Origin of the sequence: Halocynthiibacter sp. C4 (assembly GCF_028823805.1) — a bacterium.
Lineage (GTDB): Bacteria > Pseudomonadota > Alphaproteobacteria > Rhodobacterales > Rhodobacteraceae > Falsihalocynthiibacter > Falsihalocynthiibacter halioticoli.
This window is the reverse complement of sequence record NZ_JAPEIE010000003.1, coordinates 119,452-145,787: the sequence shown is the minus strand read 5'-3', so window position 1 is coordinate 145,787 and position 26,336 is coordinate 119,452. Positions and strand designations below refer to the sequence as shown.

Genomic DNA, 26,336 nt, shown 5'->3' with positions numbered 1-26,336 from the left:
ATGTCACGCTATACCGCTTCCGATATTGAGCCCAAATGGCAACAAGCCTGGGACGAAGCCGGGATTTTCACCGCAAAGCGCGACCCAAGCAAAGAGAAGTACTACGTTCTCGAGATGTTCCCCTATCCTTCAGGGCGAATCCATATGGGGCACGTGCGGAACTACACCATGGGCGACGTGGTTGCGCGGTATAAATCAAGCTGCGGGTTCTCTGTTTTGCACCCGATGGGCTGGGACGCATTCGGTATGCCTGCAGAAAATGCGGCTATGGCGATTGGTGGGCATCCTGCGGACTGGACCTATCAAAACATCAAAGACATGCGCGCCCAGATGAAGCCGCTCGGTCTTTCGATCGATTGGAGCCGTGAATTCGCGACCTGTGACCCCGAGTATTACGGCCAGCAACAGAGCATGTTCCTCGACTTCCTCGAAAAAGGGCTCGTTTACCGCAAGAATGCCGTGGTGAACTGGGATCCAGTGGACATGACCGTTCTTGCCAACGAACAGGTGATCGACGGCAAAGGTTGGCGTTCCGATGCTCCAGTCGAGCGCAAGGAGCTTACGCAGTGGTTCTTTAAGATCTCTGATTATTCTGAAGATTTGCTTGATGCGCTTGATGGTCTTGAAAACTGGCCCGAGAAAGTTCGGACCATGCAGGCAAACTGGATCGGGAAGTCCCGCGGTTTGCAATTTGCATTCGACCTGACCGAATCTGCCGCAGAGCATGAGTCGATTGAGGTTTACACCACGCGTCCTGATACGTTGATGGGCGCAAGCTTTGTCGGCATTTCGCCCGACCATCCGCTTGCAAAAGCGCTTGAATCCGACAATGCAGAGCTTGCTGCCTTTAACGCCGAGTGCCGCAGTCTTGGAACATCCGAGGCGGACATGGAAAAGGCAGAGAAGAAGGGCTTTGATACTGGCCTTAAAGCGCGCCACCCGCTGAACCCCGATTGGGAGCTTCCTGTTTGGGTCGCGAACTTCATCCTTATGGATTACGGCACAGGCGCAATCTTTGCGTGCCCTGCCCATGATCAGCGAGACCTCGATTTCAGCCGCAAATATGACTTGCCCGTCATCGACACCTTCCACGCAATCGGCGACGACACCCGCGTCTCCGACACCGCATTTGTTCCGCTCAAATCCGAGAAGGTGAAGTGGATCAACCACTTTACTGGCATTGACGAGGCCACAGGTGACGAGGCCCTCGCCAAATCCATCGACTTTGCAGAAAAGGCCGGTTGGGGCAAAGGCGTTACCAAGTTCCGCCTGCGCGACTGGGGCCTGAGCCGTCAGCGGTATTGGGGATGTCCGATTCCGGTTGTACATTGCGATGATTGTGGTGTGGTTCCCGAGAAGAAAGAAAACCTTCCGGTCGAATTGCCAAAAGATGTGTCCTTCGACCAGCCCGGCAACCCGCTTGACCGCCACCCAACTTGGCGTGACTGCTCTTGCCCGTCTTGCGGCAAGGATGCAAAGCGCGAAACCGACACGATGGACACTTTTGTTGATTCATCTTGGTATTTCGCTCGCTTTACATCACCCAACGCCCCTACGCCGACAAATGCGGAAGATGCGGCCTATTGGATGAACGTCGACCAATATATCGGCGGTGTGGAGCACGCGATTCTGCACCTGCTCTATTCTCGCTTCTTTGCGCGGGCGATGAATATCTGCGGTCATTTGCCTGATTCTGCGCGCGAGCCGTTCAACGCGCTCTTCACCCAAGGCATGGTAACACACGAGATTTACCAAACCCGCGATGAAAACGGGCGCAAGGTCTATCACCTGCCCGAAGAAGTTACTGACGGTAAACTCGCCGATGGCACCGAGGTGGAGATCATCCCGAGCGCCAAGATGTCGAAATCGAAGAAGAACGTTGTCGACCCAGATGACATCATCAAGAATTTCGGCGCCGATACCGCGCGCTGGTTTGTTATGTCTGATAGCCCGCCCGAGCGTGATGTAGAATGGACTGCTTCTGGTGCGGAAGCGGCCTCAAAACACCTCGCCCGTGTTTGGCGCATCGCCAATGATATAGCCTCCGCAGACGAGACACCCGCGAATCCCAAGGAAGACGGAGCCCTGCTCCGCGCCACCCACAAGGCGATTGATGCAGTGACACAAGGCATCGAAGGCTTTGCCTTTAACACTTCGGTTGCCCAACTCTATGGCTTCACCAACACGATCGCCCGCTCCAAAGCCGGTACAACAGCAAGACGCGACGCGATGAAAATCATGGCGCAACTCATGTCGCCTATGACTCCGCACCTTGCCGAAGATGTTTGGAGCATTCTTGGCGGCGAAGGGCTGGTTGCGCAGGCGGCATGGCCCAAGGCCGATCCGAAGCTGCTCGTCGATGATACGATCACCATTCCGATTCAGGTGAACGGCAAACGCCGCGCAGAAATCTCGGTCGCGAAGGACCTTTCCAAAGAAGAGGTTGAAAAGCTGGCAATGGCGGAACATGCTGTTGTCAAAGCTCTGGATGGGAAGGAACCCAAGAAGGTGATCGTTGTTCCTGGTCGTATTGTGAATGTCGTCATATAGCCGCCGATATTTGCTTGGGTTGCCCGTAGTTGGCCTATTGGCTGCCTGCGGGTTTACGCCCGTCTATGGCCCTGAAGGGAACGCTGAGGCGTTGCGGGGTACGATCGAAGTAAAAGCGCCGTCAAACACCAACTCCTATAACTTCGTTAAGCATTTCGAAGAGCGGATGGGCGTTGGCGCTGGAGCGAGATATTCCCTCAACTACAGCATCTCGACCAAAACAGACGGCGTGGCAATCACGCAAAGTCAAGAAACAACACGGTATAATGTCATCGGTGAGGCGACTTATACGCTGACCGAGATCGGCACCGGCAAGAAGCTCGCGAGCGGCAAAGTTCAGAGCTTCACAAGCTACGGCTCAACCGACTTCGTCATTAGCACGCGCACATCGCGGGATGACGCATACAGGCGTTTGATGGTTATTCTAGCGGATGACATTATTGATCAGCTTCTCGCCAATCCGGAGATTACAGCGCCGTGAAGCTTTCAACTCGAGACGCGGCAAGCTATTTCGCAAAACCGGACCCTCGGCGAACTGGCATCTTGATTTATGGTCCGGACTCGATGCGCGTGGCGCTGAAGCGGCAACAAGTCATCGCCGCACTTATCGGGCCAAATGGCGACGACGAAATGCGCCTTACGCGTATTCCTGCCGCCGACCTTCGCCAGGACAGCGCGATGCTTTTGGACGCGATCAAGGCGCAAGGTTTCTTCCCGGGCCCACGCGTTGCCTTTGTTGAGGGCGCAACAGACACACTCTCAAAGTTCATCAAGCCAGCGCTCGACGAGTGGCAGGATGGCGACGCACAGATTGTAGTGACGGCCGGACAACTCACCGCCCGTTCCGCTCTTCGCAAACTTTTCGAAGCTCACAACAATGCCTATGCCGCAGGGATTTTCACCGATCCACCAAACCGCGCAGAGATCGAAGCAGACCTCGCAAATGCGGGCCTGTCTCAGGTTGACCGCGATGCACTTGATGCGCTGACCTCGCTCGCGCAAGAGTTAGGGCCGGGCGATCTTCGCCAAACCATCGAAAAACTGGCGCTTTACACAATGGGAAATTCAGCTCCTGTATCCGCCGAAGATGTCACAGCCTGCGCGCCAACCTCCACAGAGGCCGCGCTTGATGATGTTCTCAATATTGTTGCAGAAGGTCGCCAAGCTGAAATCGGACCAATCATGCGTAAGCTTGAGGCTCAGGGGACGCAGCCTGTTGGACTTTGCATTGGCGCACTTCGTCATTTTCGCGCGCTTCATGCCGCGTGTTCACACCCGAATGGCGCTTCGGAGGGTATCGGACGCCTTCGCCCTCCGGTGTTTGGCCCGCGCCGCGATCGCATGCTGCGTCAGGCACAGAGATGGGGTCGCCCGAAGCTTGAAGCCGCAATTACGATGCTGATTGATACAGACCTACAGCTTCGCTCAACCAGTCGAGCGCCTTCAATGGCGTTGATCGAACGGACCCTTATTCGCGTTGCAATGTACGGAGCCCGCCGATGACCTACACAGTGATTGGAGCATCGCGCAGCAGAACGATCAGGGTGCTCTGGCTGCTCGAAGAGTTGGGTGTTCCCTATGAACACATCCCTGCCGCACCACACTCCAAAGACATCACCGAAGTTTCGCCAAGCGGGAAAATTCCCGCGCTTATCGTTGACGGAACGGTTCTAACCGATTCCGTAGCGATCATGAGTTTTCTAGCGGACAGGCACGGAGGGTGCACTTTTCCAGCAGGATCCATTGAGCGCGCCCAACTTGACGGGCATTTAAATTTTCTGAACGAGTCTATGGATTTTGTTCTTTGGTCAGCGACCAAGCATCACTATGCGCAACCGCCTTCAACACTCGATCCACAAGTCCTTAAGCAAGCAGAAGAAGCGTTTTCCAACGCTCAGTCTGAATTTGAGGAACGATTAGGGGAAGGGCCGTTTCTCATGGGTGAACGCTTCACGATCGCAGATATTCTGGCCGCCCATTGCGGCGGGTGGGCCATTGGCCGCAAGTTTCCGATTACCAGTAAACGATTCCGCGCATATGTATCGGAAATGCGCGCGCGCCCCGCATTTCAGAGAGTTGCGCCTAAATAGAGCCACTTTTTACAAAGTTTGCCGCCGCCATTCCTGCCGTTCGACCGGTCGCAAGACATGCCGTCAAGAGATAGCCCCCAGTGGGCGCTTCCCAATCAAGCATCTCTCCGGCGCAAAAGACATTTGATCTGTTTCGCAGCCCGAATTCAGACGTTAGCGCGGAAAACGAAACGCCGCCAGCGGTTGAGATCGCTTCATCCATTGGGCGCGGGCCACTCAGCTTAACTGGCAACGCCTTGATGATTGAGGCAAGCGCCTCACCTGTCGGAAGCGGCCTTGCGAACTCATTCAGCAATGCGAGTTTCACAGGTGTAAATTTCAAAGTCTTTCGCAAGTGATTTGCCAAACTTGCCTTGCCGCGCGGCTTCCGAAGGCGCTCGGTAACGGCGCTCAAATCCAAATCCGGCGCAAGATCAATCGTGAGTGCGGCACCGTCACGCAAGCGAGAAGACAGCGCATAAATACCGCCCCCCTCCAAGCCAGTTTCCGAGACAATCAGCTCCCCACGGCTTTCCACATCATCAACATGTAATGACACCGATTTTACAGGCATGCCAAAATGCTTGCGCATGTGATCTGACCAAGGAACAACAAACCCAACGTTGGCCGGTTTGAATGGAGAAACCTCTTCGCCAATCCACTCTACCCACGCTCCATCAGAGCCTAATCTGGCCCAACTCGCTCCTCCGCAAGCCAAAATTACGACATCCGCTTTACGCGTTTCTTTTCCCTGCGGCGTGTCGAACATAAGCCCATCATCCGCCCAACCAATCCAACGCATGCGTGTTTCGATTGTTACGCCCTTGTTCTGCAGCCGGAGCAACCAAGCCCGCAGCAAAGGCGATGCCTTCATTGCTTTGGGGAAAACGCGTTTGGTTGACCCTGTAAAAAGCTCCTGCTCCAGCCCCTCGGCCCACGCGATAACCTCTTTTGGGCCAAAAGCCAGAAGACTCGCTTTGAGGCTTTGGGGAATATCTTCGTACGCGGACAGAAACTGGGCCTCATCTTCGTATTTTGTTAGGTTTAGACCCGATTTTCCAGCCATAAGCAGCTTGCGGGCCGAGCTTGGTTTCGCTTCGGCAACCGTAACAGACACACCCGCATCAGCGAGCATCTCGGCGGCCATGAGCCCCGCAGGCCCAGCGCCGACAACAAGCGCGGTTTTGGCGTTACTATCCATCAAACTGGTTCAATTTCTGAATCGCACATGCGTTTGATGTCTTCGGCGATCCCTTTTGGCGCTGCGGTAAAGTCCGATGCGAGCGAATGGGCATTCTCCATGAGCGTATCGAGGTCTACTATCCGCTCAATCAACCCAAACTGAAGCGCTTCGCTTGCGGTTAGCTTTTGGCCAGCAACAAACACCAGTTTGGTGCGCGCAGGACCGATGAGCGCCCACATCCTGAGCGGATCAGACGGCTGCGGCAAAAACCCGTGCTTCATAACAGGATAGAAAAACTTCGCATCCGGAACCGCAATTCGAAGGTCACACGCGAGCGCCATACCAAACGCACCACCCGCAAGCGTTCCATTCAATGCGGCGATTGTAACGCAAGGCAATGCAGCTATCGCCGCAGAGAGCTGCTCCCATAACGGAGACGTCGCTAGACCTGCTCGGGCGGCATCAAGGTCTGCTCCGGCGCTAAAAACCTTACCGCGCCCCGTGATGATAAGAGCGCGCGCCTCATGCGCAGACTGTGAAATCTCCAGCAGCCTCTCTAGCATGGGTTCGGTCAATGCATTGGCTTTATCCGGCCGGTTCAGGGTTGCAACCCAAACTTCGCCCGATGCCTCAAGTTCGATCACGAAGCGAGGCCCACCTTCGCGCGAATTGTCTCATCCCGAAGCGCGATCTCTTCGCCAAGATAGGTGTCGGCTTCTGCGCTACACATCCAAAGTAGTGCTTTGGCTGGCCAATCTGGTGGAATGTGGTCAGACACTTCAAGTTTACTAACGGGATTGATCCCGCTTGCCTTGATCTTCACCTGCATTTCCGTTGCGACAGTTCCCGGAGAAAGCCCCATGACCCTGATACCAGCACTCCCTGCTTCAAGGTGCGTACAGCGCGTCAGCATTGCAGCGCCTGCCTTGCCAGAACAATATGCGCTCCACCCTTCCAGCGGGCCGTGTGCCGCGCCCGAACTCACGTTCAGGATGGTTCCGGACTTCTGCGCAAGCATGGTCGGCAACGCTGCGCGCACGCCGTTGAACACCCCCTTTAGATTGATATCAATCGCGTGTGACCACGATTCAGGATCGGATTCGACAATTGAAGTTATCGGATCAATGACCCCTGCGTTGTTCACCAAGACGTCCAAGGACCCAAACTCACGCAGAACCGTTTGAAATGCGTTGTCAACTTCCCAGTACCGGCTCACGTCGCATGGAATCGCTAAGGCCTTCTGTCCGATCTCCCCTGCCAATTCGGCAATGGCATCCGCACTGCGCGCAAGAAGTGCGACATTTGCGCCAGCTTCGGCAAACAGACGCGCCGCGGATGCACCGATCCCCTTGCTCGCACCTGTGATTACAACGGTTTTTCCTGACAAACTCATAGCGGTGACTCCTGTGTTGGCCCAAGCGTAACGCAATAGTTTTTCGAGTAAAAGCCAAGCGCCGCTTGCAGCGAAGAAACAGAGAGGCCAATATATCTTCGAGAATTTTACCGCCTTTAAGGAAATCGACATGTCATTCATTAGAAAATTCACAACCACATCAGCACTTTGTGCCCTTTTGAGCAGCCCTGCACTTGCCGACGTAACCGCAGACGACGTTTGGGAAGGGTTGCAAGCCCAATACACAATGATGGGATATCAAGCCGCCGCCACCAATGTGACCCGCGATGGCAACAAACTCATAATCGATGACTTCGTGCTTTCCATGGAGATTCCAGAGGAAGACGAAACGCTCAAAGTGTCCGGCATCAACCTTGTTCTCGAAGAATTGGCGAATGGCACTGTCGATATTCAGTTCCCCGATGAACTCACCATCAACGCAGAGGTTGCAGATGTTATTGTAGAACTGCTCCTTACCCTGACGGAAGACAGCATCGTCGCCTCTGGCAGCCCGGACGACATGACATTCGCGATGTCTGTTGAAAACTACATCATCGACCTCAAGCAAATCCGAGAAGGTGACGTTGCTTTCCTCCCCAAGGCGATTATCACAATGACTGGTCTTGCCGGCGATATGCGCGTGGCCAAGGGCGGCATGACCGAGCTTGTTTATGACATGACATCCGACAGCCTAAACTTCGACGTTGATTTTAAGGATCCTGAAGGCGACGGACAGTTTACCGCTCTTCTCAATCTGACTGGCGTCACAGCAGATAGCACAAGCACAATTCCAAACGATGTGGACATGACAAACGTTGCTGACGCTTTGGCACAGGGCATGAAAAGCGATGGTGCCTTTGGATACAGCGGCGCAACGTTCAACGTTAAGGTCGTTGACGAGCAAGAAGGCGCAGATATTAGCGGCTCGTCGCAGTCCGGCTCTTTCGGCTTCCAGATGAGCGAAACAGGCATCGGGTATAACACAGCGTCAACGAATACTGATCTGACGGTCATTCCTGCCGTTATGCCGCTTCCACTGAAGTTCCAGATCGCGGAAACGGCGAGCCAGTTCCTCTTCCCGATCAGCAAGTCAGACGCTCCGCAAGATGCGAAGATCATGATGAAATACGCAGGTCTAACGCTCGACGAAGCAATCTGGGGTATGTTTGACCCTGGTTCGGTTCTGCCACGTACTCCTGCAACGATCCTAATGGACCTTTCTGCCCAAGTGAGCTGGGATCTTGATCTTCTTGACCCTGCAAATGCAGAAGCACTTGAGGGCAGCAACTTCCCCGGAAAGCTCTACTCCGCCAACATCAACGACATTCAGATCGCAGCGGCGGGCGCAGAGTTTACAGGTAATGGCGCGTTCACCTTCAACAACGATGACCTTGAAACCTTCGACGGGCTTCCTGCTCCTGACGGCGAGATCAACCTGAAACTCACAGGTGGTAACGGCCTCCTCGACAAGTTGATCCAAATGGGATTCGTTAAAGAAGAAGACGCGATGGGCATCCGCATGATGTCTGGTTTGTTTGCGAATGCAGGCGAAGGCGACGACGAGCTTGTTTCCAAGATCGAAGTCAAACCAAACGGCAACGTTCTAGCCAATGGAACACGCATCAAGTAACGCGTTTCTGTAGAGAATTGAGGGCCGCCGATGAAGATCGAGCGGCCCTTTTCTTTTGCCCGCACTTGCACAGCAGCCAAGCCAAGGCTACCTCCTTAGTGACAACAGATATTGTGAGCCCACATGAGTAAGCCCCAATCGCCCGACACGAACGACCTCGCTTCATTCGCCGAAGCACTGATCTCAGCTGCAAAGAAAGCAGGAGCAGAAGGCGCGGATGCAATTGCCGTCGAAGGAACCTCCGTTTCGATTGATGTGCTGGGCGGTGCGCTGGAGCATGCCGAACGAAGCGAAGGCATTGATATTGGTCTGCGCGTCTTAATCGGCCAGAAACAGGCCTGCGTATCTGCAAGCGATACAAAGCCGGACACCATCCAAAAGATGGCCGAACGTGCGGTTGCTATGGCAAAAGAAGCACCGGATGATCCACATATCCGACTTGCCTCATCGGATGAATACGCGGAGTCATGGAATACTAGCGAGCTTGATCTGTACGACGCAACAGAGCCTAAACCGGCGGAACTCGAAAAGATCGCCAAACGTGCAGAAGCTGCAGCACTCGCAGTTGAAGGGGTTTCTCAAGTTCAGGCAACGTCGATCGGTTTCGGTAACCGCCGACTGCACCTAAGTACCAGCAACGGGTTTTCGGGCGGCTATGCGCGCAGTGGGCATTCAATCTCGACCGTCGCTATTTCCGGAAAGGGCTCCGAAATGGAGCGCGATTATTATGGAGATAGTCGCACCTATTTTTCCGAGCTGGAATCCCCCGAAGAGATTGGCCGCATCGCGGGCGAACGCGCCGTTGAAAAAAGCGGTGCGCAACAACCACAAACAGGGGCGTTTCCCGTTATTTTTGACGAACGCATCTCCGGTACACTGATCGGTCATCTATTAAGTGCCATCAACGGAAGTTCAATTGTGCGCGGCAGCAGCTTTCTTCGAGACCGCTTGGGCGAGCAAGTTTTGCCAAAAGGTCTGTCGCTGATTGAGGAGCCGCACCGCGCTCGAACCTCCGGCTCCCGCCCGTTTGATGGCGAGGGGCTCGCCACACAGAACCGCATGATTGTTGACAACGGTATCCTTACGGGGTGGACGCTCGATCTCGCGACGGCACATGCGCTCGGCATGCAGAGTACGGCAAGCGCATCACGGGGAACGTCGTCGCCCCCATCACCTTCCAGCGGCAATGTGTCTCTAACACAGGGGAATTTGTCTCAAGCCGACCTCCTTCGCGAGATGGGAACCGGGCTTCTTGTGACATCGATGATCGGCAGTTCTATCAATCCGACGACAGGAGATTATTCGCGCGGCGCGTCGGGCTTCTGGGTCGAAAACGGGGAGATTCAGTTTCCCGTCAACGAATGCACAATAGCTGGCAACCTAAATGACATGCTTTTGTCTCTCACCCCTGCGAATGACGCGCGGAAGCACCTTTCGCGCGTGGTTCCGAGCCTTCTCGTCGAAGGAATGACAATTGCCGGAAAGTGATCTCGATCTTCTTATAGACGCCGCGAAAGCCGCGGGCGAGATTGCAGGGAATTTCTGGAAGCAATCGCCCGAGGTCTGGGACAAATCAGGCGGCGCTGGCCCAGTGACAGAGGCCGATATTGCCATCGACAAGATGCTTAATAACGAGTTGCTAAGATCGCGCCCGGATTACGGCTGGCTGTCAGAAGAAATCGCAGACTCTCCAGACCGCCTGAGCAAACAGCGCGTTTTTATCGTCGACCCGATCGACGGCACACGCGCTTTCATCAATGGTTCACCAACTTTCTCGCATTCGTTGGCCGTTGCCGATGACGGTGTTGTCACCGCTGCTGTTGTGTATCTTCCTATGCTGGGCAGGCTCTATTCCGCCACAATCGGGGATTACGCAAAGCTAAACGGTGAGCCAATTCGGGCAAGTTCGCGCACCGAAATCGATGGAGCAACGGCACTTTGCGCAAAATCCAATTTTTCGCCCGAACGCTGGATCGGCGCGGCTCCCAATTTTGAGCAACATATCCGTAGCTCTCTCGCCTATCGGCTGAGTCTTATCGCGCAAGGACGTTTTGACGTTATGCTCACGCTTAGAGATACGTGGGAATGGGATGTGGCTGCTGGCTCTCTGATCGCGGAGCGCGCTGGGTCGACAGTTACGGATATGAAAGGCAATGCCCCTATCTTTAACAACCCAACAGCCAAGCTTGATGGCATGATTGCAGCACCATCCCAGATCCACCGCGAAATTGTCGCGCGTCTTGCGCCTCGGTAACGCTTTCACTGTTTCCCTTGATCGCCTACTGTAGGCACAAAGTAATTTTAGCCGAATGAGGACCAAATGGCTCAACGACTTCATCTTGTTTTTGGCGGCGAACTGATCGATCCGACGAAAACGGCCTTCAAAGATATCAACGACATTAAAATCGTTGGAATGTTCCCCGACTACGCCTCTGCATATGACGCATGGAAAGCCGAAGCCCAGCGCACGGTCGACAACGCCCATATGCGCTTTTTCATCGCGCATCTTCATCGCCTAAGAGACGAAGAGATCGAGGCGTCCTCGACAGAAGAGCTTGGCTAAAGCCGGAACATGACCCCCAAGATTTCACTCAAGATCGGTTCGAAATCCAAACCATTGGTTGGCCTTAAAGAAAAGCTGACCAAAGAGGATACAGCCGCATCACGAGAAGAAATGGGGGTGCCGAGTGTTGAACGACCAGAAGGGCCTTTGGTTTGGTTTCACGCCACAACAGAGAATAAATCCCAACCGCTGGCGAAAGTGGTAAGACAGTTGAGCGAGGATTGGCCGCGGGTCAATTTCTTGCTCACGTCGCCCCGCGCGCGTCGCTCCACCATCTCAAAAAACGGTTTTCCAAGCGCATGTATCCACCAATATGCGCCTGCTAATCTCCTTGAGTTTTGCGAAAGCTTTCTTGACGCTTGGGCACCGGATATCGCCGTTTTCAACGGAATAGAGACAGAAAGCCCGCTTCCCCGCCTTCTTGCAGAGCGCAAGATCCCCCTGCTCCTAGTGAACGCATCTGTGAGTAAACGCGATCTAAACGGCATCCAAGCTCTATTGAGCGGGCACCGTAAATTGTTACGGACGCATTTACAGTATTTCGACCATATCGATACGATAGATGCCGCAACCGCAAAAGAGCTTACGTCTTTAGGTATTGGGAAAAGCAAAGTGCGAGTCGCCGGCCCGATCAGCGAACTCAGCGCAACATTGCCTTGTGTCGAAGCTGATAGGCAGGAATTATCAACTGCGATTGGCGGCAGGCCAACGTGGCTCGCGAGTAATGTTGCGAGTGAGGAAGATGCGCTCGTTCTTGCGGCGCACTTACAGGCAAGCCGCACGACCCATCGCCTTCTCTTGATCCATCTGCCCGACACGCCCCAACGCGGCGAAGCGCTTTCTGAAGCGCTTAACGAACAAGGCTTTCGGGTTTGTTTAAGATCGCGGGGCGAAGTGCCGGACGAAGAAACTCAGGTGTTCATCGCCGACACTGAAAATGAAATCGGCCTTTGGTATCGCCTCGCAACTGTTGCGTTTCTTGGAAATTCGTTCATTGCGACAGGAACGGTTCAAACCCCATACGAAGCCGCAGGACTCGGATCCGCCATTCTGCACGGCCCCAATCTTGGAAATTTCACGGAAGCCTTTGAAACACTAGATGAACAAGGCGGTGCTCAGCTTGTGGCACGCGGAGCGGAACTTGGCGATGCCCTACTCAATCTGTTGCCCCCTGATCGAGCTGCCGCAATGGCGCATGTTGCTTGGGAGGTCACCACCAGCGGCGCCCAGGCAACCGACCTTGCCGTTGCCAAGATCGAAGACATGCTCGACGAGATCGGAGCCTACTAATGAGATCGCCGCGCTTCTGGTATCACCCAAAACCAAATGCTCTGCGCGATATGGCGCTCGCTCCTCTTGGTCGAATTTATGCCAAAGGCACCGCACGCAGACTTGCCTCTGAACGCGGCTATCGCCCCGATGTTCCGGTGATCTGCGTGGGCAACATCAACGTGGGCGGAACTGGTAAAACACCAACGACGATTGCGATCATTCAACACCTTCAGTCGCGCGGGAAAACGCCCGTCGTTGTGTCGCGCGGGTATGGTGGATCTTTGGAAGGGCCAATTAAAGTCGACCCAATCGCTCATAGCGCCGATCAAGTCGGAGACGAGCCGCTGCTGATCTCTGCATTCTGTGACTGCGTGATTGGCAAAGACCGTGCCGCAGGTGCGCAGCTGGCTCAGTCGCTCGGTGCTGATGTCATCGTTCTGGACGACGGCTTCCAAAACCCCGCCGTACAAAAAGACCTTTCGATCGTTGTTGTTGACGCGCGTCTTGGTTTTGGAAATGGAAAAGTGCTGCCTGCCGGCCCATTGCGCGAACCGCTACATGTGGGTCTATTACGTGCGGATTTCGTGCTTTCGATAGGTGACTCAGAAAACCAAGCCGCGTTTGATAAGAAATGGGCCCATACGATTGGATGCCCCCATTTGCGCGGTCATCTGGATGTATTGCAAATGGGGATGAGCTTTGAAGGGCTGCGTGTTCTGGCATTTGCTGGAATTGCACACCCAGAGAAGTTTTTCACCACACTCAAGAACGAAGGCGCCGAACTACTTCGTTGCGAGTCATTGGCCGATCACCAGCCGTTAAGCGAAACGCTCATGAAAAGACTCGAGCTGGAGGCGGATTCATTAGGAGCGCAGCTTGTCACCACCGAGAAGGACGCCGCACGCCTCCCGAATGATTTCCGTCCCAAGGTTCTGACGTTGCCCGTACGATTAAAGATTGAAGATACCAGCGCACTAGACGCCGAACTTGCGAAATTCAGTCTCTAATCCTTGCCTAAACGCGGTGAAGCCCGGTCGAGATCGAGTTCGCTTTCGGAAAAGCGTATCGGGGATTTCACTCCGGGAACACCTTCAGGCTCGATTTTCATTTCGCGATGCAAGACCTGCGGATCGGCAAAAACCTCTGCCATATTGTTAATCGGTCCTGCCGGAATGCCCTCGTTTTCACAGGCTTCCAAGAGTTCGACTTTTGTCATTTGCAAAGTCTGATGTTCCAGCAACCCGCCAATTTCTTCGCGATTGCTCACACGCATATCATTCGTTGCGAACTTCGGATCCTCTGCCAAATCACCTAGGCCGAGAATTTTGCAAAGACGCTGAAATTGCCGATCATTGCCGACCGCGATGATGATATGGCCATCAGAGCAAGCAAAGGTTTGATATGGCACAAGATTTGGGTGCGCATTCCCGACGCGCGTTGGCGAAATACCTGTCGCGAGATAGTTCATACTCTGGTTGGCAAGGATCGCCGTACCGACATCGAGCAGCGACATATCAATATGCTCACCACGACCTGTGGTATCGCGCTTGTGAAGGGCTGCAAGGATCGCCGTACTTGCATAAACACCGGTAAAAATATCAGTGATCGCGACACCGATCTTTTGAGGGTGACTCTGTGGATCACCCGTAACCGACATCAATCCCGACATGCCCTGAATAATAAAGTCATAGCCCGCACGTTTTGCGTATGGGCCTGTTTGGCCAAATCCGGTGATTGAGCAATAGATCAGGCGTGGATTGAGCTCGGAAAGGCTCTCATAGTCGAGGCCATACTTCGCCAAGCCACCAACTTTGAAGTTTTCAATAAGGATGTCAGCGTCTTTCACCAATTCGCGAACGGTTTGCTTGCCTTCTTCTGTTCGAAAGTCAGCGCAAACCGAGTGTTTTCCGCGATTGGTGGCGTGGAAGTACGCCGCCGTTCGTTCGCCTTTATGATCAACATAGGGCGGACCCCAACGTCTGGTGTCATCCCCTTCGGGGCTTTCGACCTTGATGACATCCGCACCAAGGTCAGAAAGCAATTGTCCGCACCATGGGCCCGCTAGAACACGGGCCAATTCAACGACATTAAGGCCGGATAATGGCGGATTAGACACAGTTATAGCAACGAATCGAGGTGCTTGGAGAAGTCTTCGTAGTTCGCATTCCCGAAGGGCTCCCCGTTGATGATGAACGAAGGCGTACCGGTGATATCATCCGCGGTGGCGTTCTTCTGGTACCATTCAACGAGCTTTTGTGCGGTTTCACCATCAGCCATGCATGCATCAAGCGCGTCTTGCTCAATTCCGGCTTTCAGGCCGATTTTGCGAAGATTCTCTGCAATGTCAGCTGGTTCGCCTTTGGCCCATTCGCTTTGGGTGTCATAAAGCATATCCGAGATTCCAAAGAACCGCATATCACCACCGCACCGTGCGATCATCGACGCCCAGAGGCCGTAACGGTCAAAATAGACTTCGCGATAGATAAATTTAACCTTGCCCGTATCAATGTAATTTTCCTTGAGCTTGTCAAAAACTGCTTTGTGGAAGTTTGCACAATGTGGGCAGGTATAGGACGCGTATTCAATCACGGTAATCGGAGCATCGTCCGCGCCGAGGGTCATATCTTTAATACCGCTCTCATCCTGTGCAAAAGCAATGCCGCCCGTAAATGCGGGTATCAGAGACAGCGTCAAAGCAGCGGTAAATTCACGACGTTTCATAGGGTACCTTCTTAGTTATTTTTTCGTGACAGAATCTTCGCACCAAGATTCGCGAGTGCAGTACGAAGATCATCATTCTGGATTGAAGCAGAGGCTTTAGCCGCCTGATCAAATTGTTCAGGTTTAGGGGCAACGCGCGTTTTCTTGGGCGCGTGCTGAAAAGTAACTTTGCCGTCGGCAAATCCGTGCGGCGAAGTCTGGGTGATACGAACGCGTGATATCGCGGCGTGGCCGTATACTTGATTCACACGTGTTCTGATTTGCTCTTTTTGCATTTCAAGCATTGGGGCCTGCGCCCCCGTTGTCAGCAGGGTAAGGGTCGCTCCGAAGCTTCCACGCCCGTACTTCACATCAACAGGTCGCGCAATCTTGGCGATATCCTCGCCAACAACCTCGACCCAGTGCGTGATCAACCGAGACACAGCAAAGCCACGAGATTCCGCCGACTTTCGAATCTGCTTTTGAAGCAAGCTCGACGTCCGCTCAAACCCGCGTTTTCGGCGAGCTGGCGCAGTATTTTTCTCTGATTGCGGGCGCGGCTTCATCTGTTATTCCCAGTTTCGTTTGCTATTCTATGCGCGTCGCCAGCATGTGCCAGAGAAATAGCTATAACAAGGGGATAAACATTGCGTGACATGCTGATTTCCGCCGACCTTCTCGCTTGGTATGACGTTCACGCGCGCGAATTGCCTTGGCGTGTCGGTCCGAAAGAAGACCGTTTGCCAGACCCTTACCGCGTTTGGCTCTCCGAGATCATGCTTCAACAAACCACCGTCGCCGCTGTTAAGGCATATTTTGCCAAGTTTACCGAAACTTGGCCGACTGTTCAGGATCTAGCCGCCGCTGAAGATGCCGATGTTATGGCCGCATGGGCTGGGCTTGGGTATTACGCGCGGGCGCGAAATTTGTTGAAATGCGCTCGAGTCGTAGCCGGTGAATTGAATGGTGCGTTCCCTGATAATCGCGAAGACCTGCAAAAACTCCCCGGAATAGGGCCGTATACTTCTGCGGCGATTGCCTCGATTGCATTTGGGCAGCGCGAAACAGTTGTCGATGGCAATGTGGAGCGCGTTATGGCGCGGCTCTACGCCGAAGAAACGCCGCTTCCGACATCGAAACCTATGTTACGAGACTACGCAGAAGCCCAAACGCCAAAGAATCGCGCAGGAGATTATGCGCAAGCGGTTATGGACCTCGGCGCGACGGTTTGTACGCCTAAATCGCCAGCCTGTGGCATTTGTCCGATCCGTTCGCATTGCAACGCACAGAGCCAAGGCATTGAACGCGAGTTGCCCAAGAAACTGCCAAAGGCAGCGAAGCCAGTTCGACGCGGGATTGCCTATGTTGTTCGCCGCGAGGATGGCGCTGTGCTTCTTGAAACGCGCCCAGAAAAGGGGCTTCTCGGGGGTATGCTTGGCTGGCCTGGAACGGATTGGGCCGAAACAGAGCCTGTATCGGAGCCGCCAATTGATGCAGACTGGATCACGCTTAACGAAGAAGTACGCCACACCTTTACGCATTTTCACCTCAGACTCACCGTTCACGTCGCGGAGGTGCGGCAAGATGCGCGCGCCTTCCGTGGGGGATTTGTTGACCCATCAGACTTTCGCGCCAATGATCTTCCTACCGTGATGCGCAAAGTTCACGCCCTAAGCAGCAGTTCCTGAACACAAAGAGCCTCTGATGACCAACCCGAACGCCTCTTTTTCCCTAACAAGCGCCCTACCCTTCTGGCTCTCTTTGGGGATGATCCCGCTCGCGTTTATCGGAGCGGTTTATGGCGGGTGGTTTGTAGTGCTCTTGCCATTGTACGGCTGGTTTTTGTTTGGAATTCTTGACGCACTCACGGGGCTGAACCTTGTGAATTTCGACCCTAACACACCTGAAAGCGATCTGTTTTGGTATCGGCTGATTACACTCATGTGGTTCCCGATCCAGTTCTGCGTGATCTTTGGGCTGATCGCTTATGTACCCACTGCGGAGCATTTGGGTGCATTGGAAAAGTTTGGCCTATTCTTTGGCGTTGGCGTTATTTCCGGTGCGATTGGAATCACTTATGCCCACGAATTGATGCATCAGAAAAACCGCGCTGAACGCTGGTTGGCTGATCTTTTGCTCGCAACGGTTCTGTATAGCCATTTCCGATCAGAGCACCTTTTGGTTCACCATATTTATGTGGGAACGCCGCGCGATCCTGTTACCGCGCGCTATAACGAAGGCTTCCACCGTTTCTATCCGCGGGTACTTCGCCAATGTTGGCATTCGGCATGGAGCGCAGAAAAGAAAATGCAGCTTCGGCGGAAGAAGCACCCGCTCAACTTGCGCAATCCGTTTTGGCGCTATTGGGCATTGCAGTTACTGTTTCTCGCGCTCGCTTTCGCGATTGGCGGATTTGAGGGGTTGGTATTGTTCTTGGTGCAGGCCGGCGTTGCGATCTGGCAGCTGGAATTGACCAATTACATCGAGCACTATGGCCTAACCCGCAAACATCTTGGCGACGGGAAATACGAACACGTCAAACCCCGCCACAGCTGGAATGCCGCTCACAAGGCCAGCAATTGGTTGTTGATCAATCTTCAACGCCACAGCGACCACCACTACAAACCTGATCGCCGCTTTCCGCTTCTGCAGAACTACGATGAAGACGAAGCACCACAACTTCCTTTCGGTTATCCGGTCATGACATTCGCTGCGATGATCCCCCCGCTTTGGCGCCGCACGATGAACCCGCGTGTTCGCGCTTGGCGCAAAAAATACTATCCCGAGATCACAGATTGGGAACCGTACAAAACAGCCACCACTCCGATGCCGCGATGAAAAAGGCCCTGCCGCACGTTAGGCGACAGGGCAAGGTCGTGCCGTGGAAGTCAGGCCACAGGCACCGGCGGTAAACTTTGTTGTTTCTGGTGTTTCTAGTTCGGGCGATCCGTCATTTCGGCACGGATTTGCTGGCGCAAAAGATCAATCGGAACTTGTTTTCCGTCTTGCTTATAGCACCAATATGTCCAGCCATTACAGCTTGGCGCGCCTTCGAGTGCGGCACCAACCTGATGGATCGAACCCTTCACGTCATCTCCAATCAGCGTGCCATCTGCGCGCACCTTGGCCTTGTGACGTTTGTTCATTGAATAAAGCTCATCACCCGGCTGAAGCATCCCGCGCTCAACCAACTGACCAAATGGAACGCGCGGCTCTGCGCGCTTGGACTGCGAAACCTGAAGGCTCTCTTTGTCGAATTTACGAACGTTCTTAAGGCGCTTCGCTGCGACTTTCCGATAGGCCTCTTCGCGCTCGATACCGATGTATTCACGGCCAAGCTTCTTGGCTACAGCGCCGGTTGTTCCCGTTCCAAAGAACGGATCAAGCACAACATCACCAGGATTAGTTGTAGAAACGAGGATGCGATGCAGAAGGCTCTCTGGTTTCTGGGTCGGATGCGCTTTTTCGCCCGCATCGTTCTTGAGCCGCTCGTGACCATTACAGATCGGCAGAACCCAATCGGATCGCATCTGAATACCTTCGTTCAACGACTTAAGCGCTTCATAGTTAAAGGTGTATTTGCTGGCTTCTTCCTTGCTCGCCCAGATCATTGTCTCGTGCGCATTGGTAAGGCGCTTACCGCGGAAGTTCGGCATCGGGTTGCTCTTGCGCCAAACAACATCGTTCAGAATCCAGAATCCTTCGTTCTGCATTGCCGCGCCAACGCGGAAGATGTTGTGATAGCTGCCGATGACCCAGATCGCACCGTTCGGCTTCAAGATACGGCGGGCCGCTTTGAGCCACGCTTGTGTAAAGCGGTCATATGCAGCGAATGATGAAAACTGATCCCATGCATCATCAACGGCATCAACTTTGGAGTTATCAGGGCGATGCAGATCGCCTTTGAGCTGAAGATTGTAGGGGGGATCTGCAAAGATAAGATCAACCGAGTTCTCTGGTAGACTGTTCATCACCTCGATGCAGTCACCGTCAATAATCTGGTTAAGAGGCAATTTTACAGCCTCTTTTGCTTTGGTTTTCGTTTTCATTACTGCCTCATATGTTGCGCATTTTTGCGCTTACTTATTGAGGACTAGGATGATTCATCGTGGATTCGCCGTCAATTTCTTTTTTGAATCAATCACTTATCTTTTTGTCTTGATACAAGATATTGTGGACGGGTTTGAATGAACGTCTATGGTGTGGGGTCACCCCAAGATTTTGGAGCGCCAACATGTGGCTTTTTGATCCATATCCCGCGTTGGTTTCCCAGCCATAACCAGGATGCTGTTGCGCCAAATCCACCATGATCCGATCGCGGCATGTTTTCGCAACGATTGAGGCCGCTGAAATGGAAACTGATTTGCTATCTCCTTTCACAACAGCCTCAGATGCAATCGTGAGTCCGCGAGGAATCATATTACCGTCGATCAAGACATAATCTGGCACAACAGGTAGCCCGGCGATTGCACGCTCCATCGCGATATGGCTGGCGCGGAGGATATTGTGCTCGTCAATTTCCTCAACGGTGGCATGAGCAATCGAGACCTTTGCCTTCGCGTGGATTTCCTCTTCGAGCACAGCGCGGCGTTTCGCGGTGAGAGCCTTGCTGTCATTAAGCCCTTCGGGAATCTCTGACGGATCAAGAATAACCGCCGCTGCAGTTACCGGCCCTGCAAGCGGCCCGCGGCCAACTTCGTCCACCCCCGCAATCACTCTGGCGCCACGTTCAATGGCGGCTTGTTCCAGTTTGAAATCGGGGGCGGGTTTTGGTGGCTTCGTGCTCATAGGGTTGGATTACGCATCATGTTGGTCATTGCAAGCCCTAGTAATAGTTCCTCGCTTCGTAACCGTATCGGCGTAGACACCGGGGCTGATACACCCGACGTGTCCCCTTATCCGTCCAAAGTGTTTCGCGGCACTGATTTGGCATCTGCTTCTCGAATTTAAAGTTGCGCTCAAGACAGGTTTCATTGAATGCGGTTTCTTTTCCACCCTGAACGCGGAATGTTTGGAGGCAGCTTAAAGGCAGGCTCCTGCGTTGATTGCGATTACTGGCCTGTCTCCGGCGTTCTTGCTCGCGCTTCTTCTTCGCCTGTTCTTGTTTCTTCTTTAGTTGTTCTTGTTTCTTCTTGTTTGATTCATGAGCGGCCAATCCAAGCAATGTCACTAGCGCAGCCGCCGCAATGAAATTTTCTGTTTTCTTACTGTCGGCAATCGCGGGCGTCGTTGCGAGCGAGAGGCTAAGTGCAGCGGCGGAGAGTACGGTGGTAAGTTTCGTGAACATTGCGTTGATCCTTTTTATTGTATCGAAGGTACAACGTCAGAATTTGCGTCCACGCCATGTCACACAATAACGGGCGCTTGTTATCGGCTAACAACGCCACCGTTATTGAATATCCCAAACTATTCGCGCATGGTTCCTGCATGATGAAACATATTGTATTCACACTCGCCCTTCTTTGCGCCGCGCCTGCTTCTGCCGCGTGTTATGCCGATTACAAAGCGAAACGGGATGACCCGCTTCGTTTGCACTATGGTGTGGTCGAGCTTGCCGAGCAGAACTGCAAAAAAGCAAAAGCAGGCGACGCTATCTCGAAACGCATCAGCAAAGACGGCTGGACGCTCCTGACAGTCATTAGCGTTTTTGACCAATCTGGCCTTAATGCGAAGAAGGAGAGCGCGGGTGACTATTTCCTCCGCTACTAAGGCAAAGCTTTCCGGCAACAGAGTCGTCGTTACTGGCCTCGCGGCAATCGTAGCAATCTTACTGGTTGCCGCTGCACTCCTTCTGCTGAACCTACCAGACGCAAATGTATTTAACGCGCGTGTCGAACAGCTTTTCATTGAGAACGATGACCTGTCGTCCGGCGCAGAAATCAAACTGCTTGAAATTCTTGCTGAATCCGGAACGGCGTTTTCGGATACGCTAAACTCATACAGGCTGATCATTCTCGTTTTGTTGATCTTTGCTACGGCATTGATGATCGCCGCCGTTGTGTTTCTCGCCACGATAATCCTTCTGACAAGGCGCATGGGTGAGATCGAAAAGTCCGGAATTCAAGTAAGCTCGCTTCTCATCAGTCGTGAAGAGAACACGGTGTACCTGAACAACATGGAATTCACGCTCACCGCAGCGGCCATCGAAACGCTTTCTGTTCTGGCAGAAGCGCGAATGGACGATGAAGTTATGTCAGGAGCGCAGATCGAAGCGGTTGTTTCTGGCAAACACGAATCTGATTGCGAAGAGGCCGCAGGAGCGACACGGATCAAACGCCTAAGAGACTCGCTTGGAAACCAACTCGTCAGCGAACTCCTCGTCAAAAACATCGCGCGTCGTGGCTATATGCTTTCGATCGACAAAGACGTCATCAGAATGGTCTAGAAAGGGTTTCGCCAGTTCACAGCAGATCATCCCCAGATCAGTAACCCGCCCCCAAGTGCAAGCAAGAGCACAACTGCGGGGCCGCGCATATCTATGGGCAGGAAAAAGAACAGGCGCGATAGATGCCCCATCACGGCAAACGGCGGCACCGCGCGCCAGACATCACGCTCGACCTTACGCCCCGCTGTACGAACAACATCGGGCAAATAGCCGATAGCCTTTAGGAGCGGCCGTACAAGCCGCCGGCTTTTGACTTGCCGTGGCTGCGTCCCCGTCGTCGCGGCCTCAAGGGCGGGTTCCAAACTCGCGGTGTCATTTGCCCAATGCGCGCGAAAAATGATGCGCCCGTCTGGGGCAATTATGTAAGCCGAGTTGGGTTTCGGCCCCATCGCGCGGTGGAAGCTGCCGTCAATATCATCAACTGCCGTTTCAAAATGCGCCCCCATGAACGTGCCAAGGTTCCGCGCATGATCGCGCTTTTGTTCAATCGATTTGGGTTGCGAAATAAGCTCGCCTGGATGCGCCTCGCGGGTATTCACCAACACAAACCGTATCTTGTCACCGAACTTTTCGAATAGCCGCTCTAACGGCGCGCGCGAAGAAACGGTGACCGGACAAGTCCGCGATCCAAACACCAGAAGCACAGGTTCTTGCCCGAGGTCACTGCTTCTTAAGCGCCCACCCTCGATCAGTTCCATATCAAATGCCGGTACCTTCTGACCCGGCGCCGGATCGGTTGCACGAAAGTGAAGGTCCTCCAATATCAATCCGGTTGTAAACGTATCATACGTATAGGTTTCACGGGAGGATTGGGGTTTTGCGGTGATCTGAACGGCGTCCGACATGTTTTCTCCTTGCATGTGATCTCGAGTTTCCAGATACCTATTGATCAAATTTGCAGATTCAATTCGCAAAAATTGACTTCAGATGTGCAAAATTATTCAACCACAAGGAATGCAGAAAATGGTGAATCCAGGCGATCTATTGGTGCTCGATGCATTGGCCCAGCAGAAAACCTTTTCTGGCGCGGCGAAATCTTTGAACGTGTCCCACACGACCGTCGCTCGGAAGATTCGCGATCTGGAGGCCCATTACGGCGCGCGGCTGATTGAACGAGTCGCCGATCGGGTGGTCTTGACGAGCGAGGGCGAGGCGGCAGTTGCCTCGGCCCATGCAATTCGTGACGAGCTTAGGAACCTAGATCGACGAATTGAAGGACGCGATGGTGGGCTTTTCGGTCATATCACATTGACAACCGTTGATATCCTCGCCGTTCATTACATGGATAAGCTTGCGAGATTCTCGGCGAACTTCCCAGAGATCGACCTGACACTAAACGCCGAAACCGCTGTGCGCAGCCTATCACGCCGCGAAGCGGAAGTGGCCTTGCGGCTCACCAATACCCCAGAGCCCTATCTGTTTGGCAAGCAAATCGGCAGGTACGATTATTGCCACTACACATCCAAATCGCGAACAGAAGGCGCGATGAACTGGCTGGACTACGCAAGTCAGGATTGCGCAAACCGCTCAGCGACTTGGATGAAAGAGGCCCTTCCGGGCGTGACGCCGAAATCGTACTTCAGCAGCCCGTTGATGATGATGCACGCCATCCAAGCCGGACTGGGCGACGGACTTCTCCCAAAACAAGTTGCTGAAAACAATTCGAAACTTCGGCTTGTTAACGAAGAAGTGGCCTTCTCACTGGATATCTGGTTACTTGCTCCCAAAGAACTTCGGCACACGGCCCGCGTGCGCGCACTCATCGCGAGCCTTGCGACGGAACAATAAAATCTCGAAATGGCGACCCCGGCAGGATTCGAACCTGCAACCTGCCCCTTAGGAGGGGGCTGCTCTATCCAGTTGAGCCACGGGGCCATGCGAGTTTGTGCATTTCTTTTTGCACGAGATTTTCGCAATCTCAACTCGATATGGCCGCGTGTAGTTTGTTTTTGTCGCTTGCTGTGCGCTAGCCCGCTTTGTTCAGCGCGTCAAAGGCGCGTAGGTTGGCAATAAGATCTGCCATTTGATCAACAGGGATCATGTTCGGGCCGTCGCTCGGGGCGTTGTCTGGGTCTTCGTGGGTTTCGATAAACAGGCCACCAACCCCAACGGCACAAGCAGCCCGCGCGAGGACGGGTGCGAATTCGCGTTGGCCACCAGAACTGTTGCCTTTACCACCAGGTTGCTGAACGGAATGTGTGGCATCGAACACCACCGGATACCCCGTTTCCGCCATTGTCGGGAGGCCACGGAAATCTGTGACGAGTGTGTTGTACCCAAAGCTCGTGCCGCGCTCACAGAGCATGATATTCTCATTGCCTGTGCTGGCGATCTTGGCCGCGACGTTGCCCATATCCCAAGGTGCAAGGAACTGGCCCTTTTTCACATTGATGACTTTGCCAGTTTCACCCGCCGCAACAAGCAAGTCTGTCTGGCGGCAAAGAAATGCGGGAATTTGTAGAACGTCGACAACCTCGGCCGCAATCGCGCAATGGCTCGGTTCGTGAACATCGGTAATCACGGGTACATCAAACTCGCGCGCGATATCACCGAGAATTTGAAGGCCTTTCTCAACACCCAAACCACGTTGTGTTCCGATCGAAGAGCGGTTGGCCTTGTCATAACTCGCCTTGAACACAAAGCGCGTATTCGTCGGCTCGCAGGCCTCGGCGATTTTTTCCGCCATCATGCGCGCGTGCTCAAGGGACTCAAGCTGGCACGGGCCGGTGATGAGGAAGATCGGATTGTCTCCGCCGACCTCAGTATCTCTGATCTTAACGATTTTCTGGCTCATGCTTCTTTCCTTAATACCGATTCAATTCGGGCAACATCTTCTGGATTGTTCAGTTCCCAGAACACGCGCCCACGGCCATCAACTTCGACGCATCGGATCGGGTGGCCGTTTTCAAGGAAGCGAAGCTGCTCCAGCCCTTCGAGCGTTTCTAGCGGGCCAGCTTCCCATGAACCATAGGCAGCTAGAGCAGCGGGGCGATAGGCGTAAACTCCCACATGGTGAAAAACGGGGATCGGGTCTGGTAGTTTTCCGGAATCAACGAATGGGACGACCTCTTTGGAAAAATAGAGAGCGTCGTTGTTGTGGTTAAACACGGCTGTTGTTCCACCAACGCGGCCATTTCGGCGATCTTCTGTGAAATGTGCGTAAGTTTCTGCGTCGCAACGCAAAACGGGCGTTGCCATACCAACTGTGGAATCGCGCTTAACTTCATCGATCAAAGCCTCAACAAACCATGGTGGGGTAAGCGGGGCATCGCCTTGTAAGTTAACGATGATATCTGCGGACAAACCTGCGCGCTCAAGTGCATTCGCGCAACGCTCTGTACCATTCGCGCAACTTTCAGACGTCATGATCACATCCGCACCGAAGGCCTCTGCTGCGGCTTTGATCCGCGCATCATCCGTTGCGACATAGACAGCATCGACGCCACTCACCTGCTTCGCCGCTTCATAGCTCATCTGGATCAAAGATTTTCGCGATCCGTCAGCCAGCGTTAGTTCGGCGAGTGGTTTGCCGGGATAACGGGTTGAGGCATATCGTGCCGGAATAAGAATGACTGTTTTCATGCAACCCCCGCCCGCAGGCAATCGTGAATATTCAATACACCAATAGGCGCGCCGGAGTCAGAAACAACGAGCAATGCGCCAATCTCTTTTGTGTTCATTGTTAACAACGCTTCTTCGGCGAGGCTATCCGCAGAAATCGTAACGGGAGAGCGCGTCGCAACTTCGCCGGCAGTTCTGCCCATCAGGTCGTCCATATTGCGGCGCAAGTCACCGTCGGAAACAACGCCAAGAAGTTTGCCCTCTTCGACAACGCCAGCGATGCCGAAACCTTTTGATGTCATGACGAGGATCGTGTCTTGCATCGTTGCATGGCTCGGCACAATCGGAACGGCATCGCCTTCATGCATAAGCTGAGATACTTTTGTTAGCTGCGCACCGAGCTTGCCGCCCGGATGATAGGTGCGGAAATTCTCGGGTTGAAAGTCACGCAGCTCCATGAGCGCCACGGCAAGCGCATCACCGAGCGCGAGCGACAACGTCGTCGAAGTCGTCGGCGCCATTCCGATCAAACAAGCCTCTGGCACGTCAGGCAAAAGAAGCACCACGTCCGCGGACTTGGCGAGTGTGCTGTCTGGCTTCTTGGTGATAGCAATCATCGGAATTGCAAATCGGCGGGTATGCGCAATCACATCGCCAAGTTCGGATGTTTCACCCGAATTGGAAATGAGGATGCAAACATCCTCTGGGCGCACCATCCCCAAGTCGCCGTGACTGGCTTCGGATGGATGAACAAAGAACGAAGGCGTCCCTGTGCTCGCGAGCGTCGAACTTATCTTGCGCCCGATGTGGCCAGACTTCCCAATGCCAGCAAGAATAATCCTACCCTTGGCATTCATCATCAATTCCACCGCCCGATCAAAATTCTCCGGCAGCGATTGCGCAAAATCACGGAGCGCGTCAGCTTCGCTTTGAAGCACTCTTTGGCCAATGCTGTGAATTTGCTTCGTTTTATCTTGGTCCAGAGTCACATGCGCTCCTTGGGTCAAAAAGGTAAATCCCGTGCCCCTAG

28 protein-coding genes and 1 tRNA gene are annotated in these 26,336 nt (G+C 53.6%); 15 read left to right on the top strand and 14 right to left on the bottom strand.

Annotation, left to right across the window (positions count from 1 at the left end; all coding sequences use genetic code 11):
- Genes leuS through OU789_RS14130 form a run of 4 tightly spaced genes read left to right on the top strand, consistent with a single transcriptional unit; the run spans position 1 to position 4,640 of the window.
- On the top strand, positions 1-2,550 hold the full coding sequence (gene leuS / locus OU789_RS14145) for a leucine--tRNA ligase (protein WP_274656180.1): 2,550 nt from the start codon (positions 1-3) through the stop codon (positions 2,548-2,550).
- Positions 2,537-3,031 carry an LPS assembly lipoprotein LptE gene (gene lptE / locus OU789_RS14140; RefSeq protein ID WP_274656178.1) on the top strand — a complete coding sequence of 165 codons (495 nt, stop codon included), beginning with the start codon at positions 2,537-2,539 and terminating at the stop codon, positions 3,029-3,031. Before leuS ends, lptE begins: the two co-directional genes overlap by 14 nt.
- Positions 3,028-4,053, top strand: coding sequence for a DNA polymerase III subunit delta (holA, locus tag OU789_RS14135; protein ID WP_274656176.1), 1,026 nt, complete (start codon positions 3,028-3,030; stop codon positions 4,051-4,053). The genes lptE and holA overlap by 4 nt, the downstream gene beginning before the upstream one ends.
- The gene (locus tag OU789_RS14130; protein WP_274656175.1) at positions 4,050-4,640 is read left to right on the top strand and encodes a glutathione S-transferase family protein; all 591 of its coding nucleotides are present in this window, start codon (positions 4,050-4,052) and stop codon (positions 4,638-4,640) included. The genes holA and OU789_RS14130 overlap by 4 nt, the downstream gene beginning before the upstream one ends.
- Here OU789_RS14130 and OU789_RS14125 read toward each other — a convergent pair.
- From OU789_RS14125 to OU789_RS14115, 3 genes are read right to left on the bottom strand one after another with little or no spacing between them, the layout of a single operon-like run.
- On the bottom strand, positions 4,633-5,820 hold the full coding sequence (locus OU789_RS14125; protein ID WP_274656173.1) for a TIGR03862 family flavoprotein: 1,188 nt from the start codon (positions 5,818-5,820) through the stop codon (positions 4,633-4,635). The genes OU789_RS14130 and OU789_RS14125 overlap by 8 nt on opposite strands.
- Entirely contained in the window at positions 5,820-6,446 is a 627-nt protein-coding gene (locus tag OU789_RS14120; protein WP_274656171.1) for an enoyl-CoA hydratase/isomerase family protein, read from the bottom strand. Before OU789_RS14120 ends, OU789_RS14125 begins: the two co-directional genes overlap by 1 nt.
- Complete coding sequence (locus OU789_RS14115; RefSeq protein ID WP_274656169.1) at positions 6,443-7,195, bottom strand: SDR family oxidoreductase; 753 nt, start codon at positions 7,193-7,195, stop codon at positions 6,443-6,445. Before OU789_RS14115 ends, OU789_RS14120 begins: the two co-directional genes overlap by 4 nt.
- A 130-nt stretch (positions 7,196-7,325) precedes the next feature.
- On the opposite strand from OU789_RS14115, the gene OU789_RS14110 reads away from it, so the two are divergent.
- From OU789_RS14110 to lpxK, 6 genes are all read left to right on the top strand, one after another.
- Entirely contained in the window at positions 7,326-8,825 is a 1,500-nt protein-coding gene (locus OU789_RS14110) for a hypothetical protein (RefSeq protein WP_274656167.1), read from the top strand.
- Positions 8,826-8,948: 123 nt separating this feature from the next.
- A complete protein-coding gene (locus tag OU789_RS14105) occupies positions 8,949-10,313 on the top strand; it encodes a TldD/PmbA family protein (protein ID WP_274656165.1) in 1,365 nt (454 codons plus the stop codon).
- Positions 10,300-11,079 (top strand): 3'(2'),5'-bisphosphate nucleotidase CysQ, encoded by a 780-nt coding sequence (locus OU789_RS14100; RefSeq protein ID WP_274656163.1) that lies wholly within the window; start codon positions 10,300-10,302, stop codon positions 11,077-11,079. Before OU789_RS14105 ends, OU789_RS14100 begins: the two co-directional genes overlap by 14 nt.
- A gap of 66 nt (positions 11,080-11,145) precedes the next feature.
- Positions 11,146-11,388 (top strand): DUF4170 domain-containing protein, encoded by a 243-nt coding sequence (locus OU789_RS14095; RefSeq protein ID WP_263954623.1) that lies wholly within the window; start codon positions 11,146-11,148, stop codon positions 11,386-11,388.
- Between the two features lie 9 nt (positions 11,389-11,397).
- Positions 11,398-12,678, top strand: a complete 1,281-nt coding sequence (locus tag OU789_RS14090) for a 3-deoxy-D-manno-octulosonic acid transferase (protein WP_274656161.1) — start codon at positions 11,398-11,400, stop codon at positions 12,676-12,678.
- Positions 12,678-13,667 (top strand): tetraacyldisaccharide 4'-kinase, encoded by a 990-nt coding sequence (gene lpxK / locus OU789_RS14085; protein ID WP_274656160.1) that lies wholly within the window; start codon positions 12,678-12,680, stop codon positions 13,665-13,667. Before OU789_RS14090 ends, lpxK begins: the two co-directional genes overlap by 1 nt.
- Here lpxK and OU789_RS14080 read toward each other — a convergent pair.
- Genes OU789_RS14080 through OU789_RS14070 form a run of 3 tightly spaced genes read right to left on the bottom strand, consistent with a single transcriptional unit; the run spans position 13,664 to position 15,926 of the window.
- Complete coding sequence (locus OU789_RS14080) at positions 13,664-14,776, bottom strand: CaiB/BaiF CoA transferase family protein (protein ID WP_274656159.1); 1,113 nt, start codon at positions 14,774-14,776, stop codon at positions 13,664-13,666. The two genes, lpxK and OU789_RS14080, sit on opposite strands and share 4 nt — an antisense overlap.
- Before the next feature lie 2 nt (positions 14,777-14,778).
- Positions 14,779-15,381 carry a DsbA family protein gene (locus OU789_RS14075; protein ID WP_274656157.1) on the bottom strand — a complete coding sequence of 201 codons (603 nt, stop codon included), beginning with the start codon at positions 15,379-15,381 and terminating at the stop codon, positions 14,779-14,781.
- Between the two features lie 11 nt (positions 15,382-15,392).
- Positions 15,393-15,926, bottom strand: coding sequence for a DUF721 domain-containing protein (locus OU789_RS14070; RefSeq protein WP_274656156.1), 534 nt, complete (start codon positions 15,924-15,926; stop codon positions 15,393-15,395).
- Positions 15,927-16,007: 81 nt separating this feature from the next.
- Here OU789_RS14070 and mutY point away from each other — a divergent pair, with 81 nt between their 5' ends.
- A complete protein-coding gene (gene mutY, locus OU789_RS14065; RefSeq protein ID WP_274656154.1) occupies positions 16,008-17,048 on the top strand; it encodes an A/G-specific adenine glycosylase in 1,041 nt (346 codons plus the stop codon).
- Between the two features lie 16 nt (positions 17,049-17,064).
- Positions 17,065-18,198 (top strand): alkane 1-monooxygenase, encoded by a 1,134-nt coding sequence (locus OU789_RS14060; protein ID WP_274656153.1) that lies wholly within the window; start codon positions 17,065-17,067, stop codon positions 18,196-18,198.
- 95 nt (positions 18,199-18,293) lie between these two features.
- Here OU789_RS14060 and OU789_RS14055 read toward each other — a convergent pair whose 3' ends face one another.
- From OU789_RS14055 to OU789_RS14045, 3 genes are all read right to left on the bottom strand, one after another.
- On the bottom strand, positions 18,294-19,409 hold the full coding sequence (locus OU789_RS14055) for a site-specific DNA-methyltransferase (protein ID WP_263954615.1): 1,116 nt from the start codon (positions 19,407-19,409) through the stop codon (positions 18,294-18,296).
- 88 nt (positions 19,410-19,497) lie between these two features.
- Positions 19,498-20,148 (bottom strand): ribonuclease HII, encoded by a 651-nt coding sequence (locus tag OU789_RS14050; protein ID WP_263954614.1) that lies wholly within the window; start codon positions 20,146-20,148, stop codon positions 19,498-19,500.
- A gap of 37 nt (positions 20,149-20,185) precedes the next feature.
- Positions 20,186-20,647, bottom strand: coding sequence for a hypothetical protein (locus OU789_RS14045; protein ID WP_274656151.1), 462 nt, complete (start codon positions 20,645-20,647; stop codon positions 20,186-20,188).
- A gap of 140 nt (positions 20,648-20,787) precedes the next feature.
- Here OU789_RS14045 and OU789_RS14040 point away from each other — a divergent pair, with 140 nt between their 5' ends.
- Both OU789_RS14040 and OU789_RS14035 read left to right on the top strand, forming a co-directional pair.
- The gene (locus tag OU789_RS14040) at positions 20,788-21,069 is read left to right on the top strand and encodes a hypothetical protein (RefSeq protein ID WP_274656150.1); all 282 of its coding nucleotides are present in this window, start codon (positions 20,788-20,790) and stop codon (positions 21,067-21,069) included.
- Positions 21,026-21,745 (top strand): winged helix-turn-helix domain-containing protein, encoded by a 720-nt coding sequence (locus tag OU789_RS14035; RefSeq protein WP_394358514.1) that lies wholly within the window; start codon positions 21,026-21,028, stop codon positions 21,743-21,745. The genes OU789_RS14040 and OU789_RS14035 overlap by 44 nt, the downstream gene beginning before the upstream one ends.
- A 26-nt stretch (positions 21,746-21,771) precedes the next feature.
- Here OU789_RS14035 and OU789_RS14030 read toward each other — a convergent pair whose 3' ends face one another.
- Positions 21,772-22,590, bottom strand: coding sequence for a TlpA family protein disulfide reductase (locus tag OU789_RS14030; RefSeq protein ID WP_274656148.1), 819 nt, complete (start codon positions 22,588-22,590; stop codon positions 21,772-21,774).
- 118 nt (positions 22,591-22,708) lie between these two features.
- Between OU789_RS14030 and OU789_RS14025 the strand changes: the two genes are divergently transcribed.
- Entirely contained in the window at positions 22,709-23,533 is an 825-nt protein-coding gene (locus OU789_RS14025) for a LysR family transcriptional regulator (protein WP_274656147.1), read from the top strand.
- Positions 23,534-23,543: 10 nt separating this feature from the next.
- Here OU789_RS14025 and OU789_RS14020 read toward each other — a convergent pair.
- From OU789_RS14020 to OU789_RS14005, 4 genes are all read right to left on the bottom strand, one after another.
- Positions 23,544-23,620, bottom strand: a tRNA-Arg gene (locus OU789_RS14020).
- Positions 23,621-23,711: 91 nt separating this feature from the next.
- Positions 23,712-24,539: a 3-deoxy-8-phosphooctulonate synthase gene (gene kdsA, locus OU789_RS14015; RefSeq protein ID WP_274656146.1), complete on the bottom strand. Its 828-nt coding sequence runs from the start codon at positions 24,537-24,539 to the stop codon at positions 23,712-23,714.
- Complete coding sequence (locus tag OU789_RS14010; RefSeq protein ID WP_274656144.1) at positions 24,536-25,327, bottom strand: 3-deoxy-manno-octulosonate cytidylyltransferase; 792 nt, start codon at positions 25,325-25,327, stop codon at positions 24,536-24,538. Before OU789_RS14010 ends, kdsA begins: the two co-directional genes overlap by 4 nt.
- Positions 25,324-26,295 carry a KpsF/GutQ family sugar-phosphate isomerase gene (locus OU789_RS14005; protein ID WP_274656142.1) on the bottom strand — a complete coding sequence of 324 codons (972 nt, stop codon included), beginning with the start codon at positions 26,293-26,295 and terminating at the stop codon, positions 25,324-25,326. The genes OU789_RS14010 and OU789_RS14005 overlap by 4 nt, the downstream gene beginning before the upstream one ends.
- Positions 26,296-26,336: the final 41 nt, after the last annotated feature.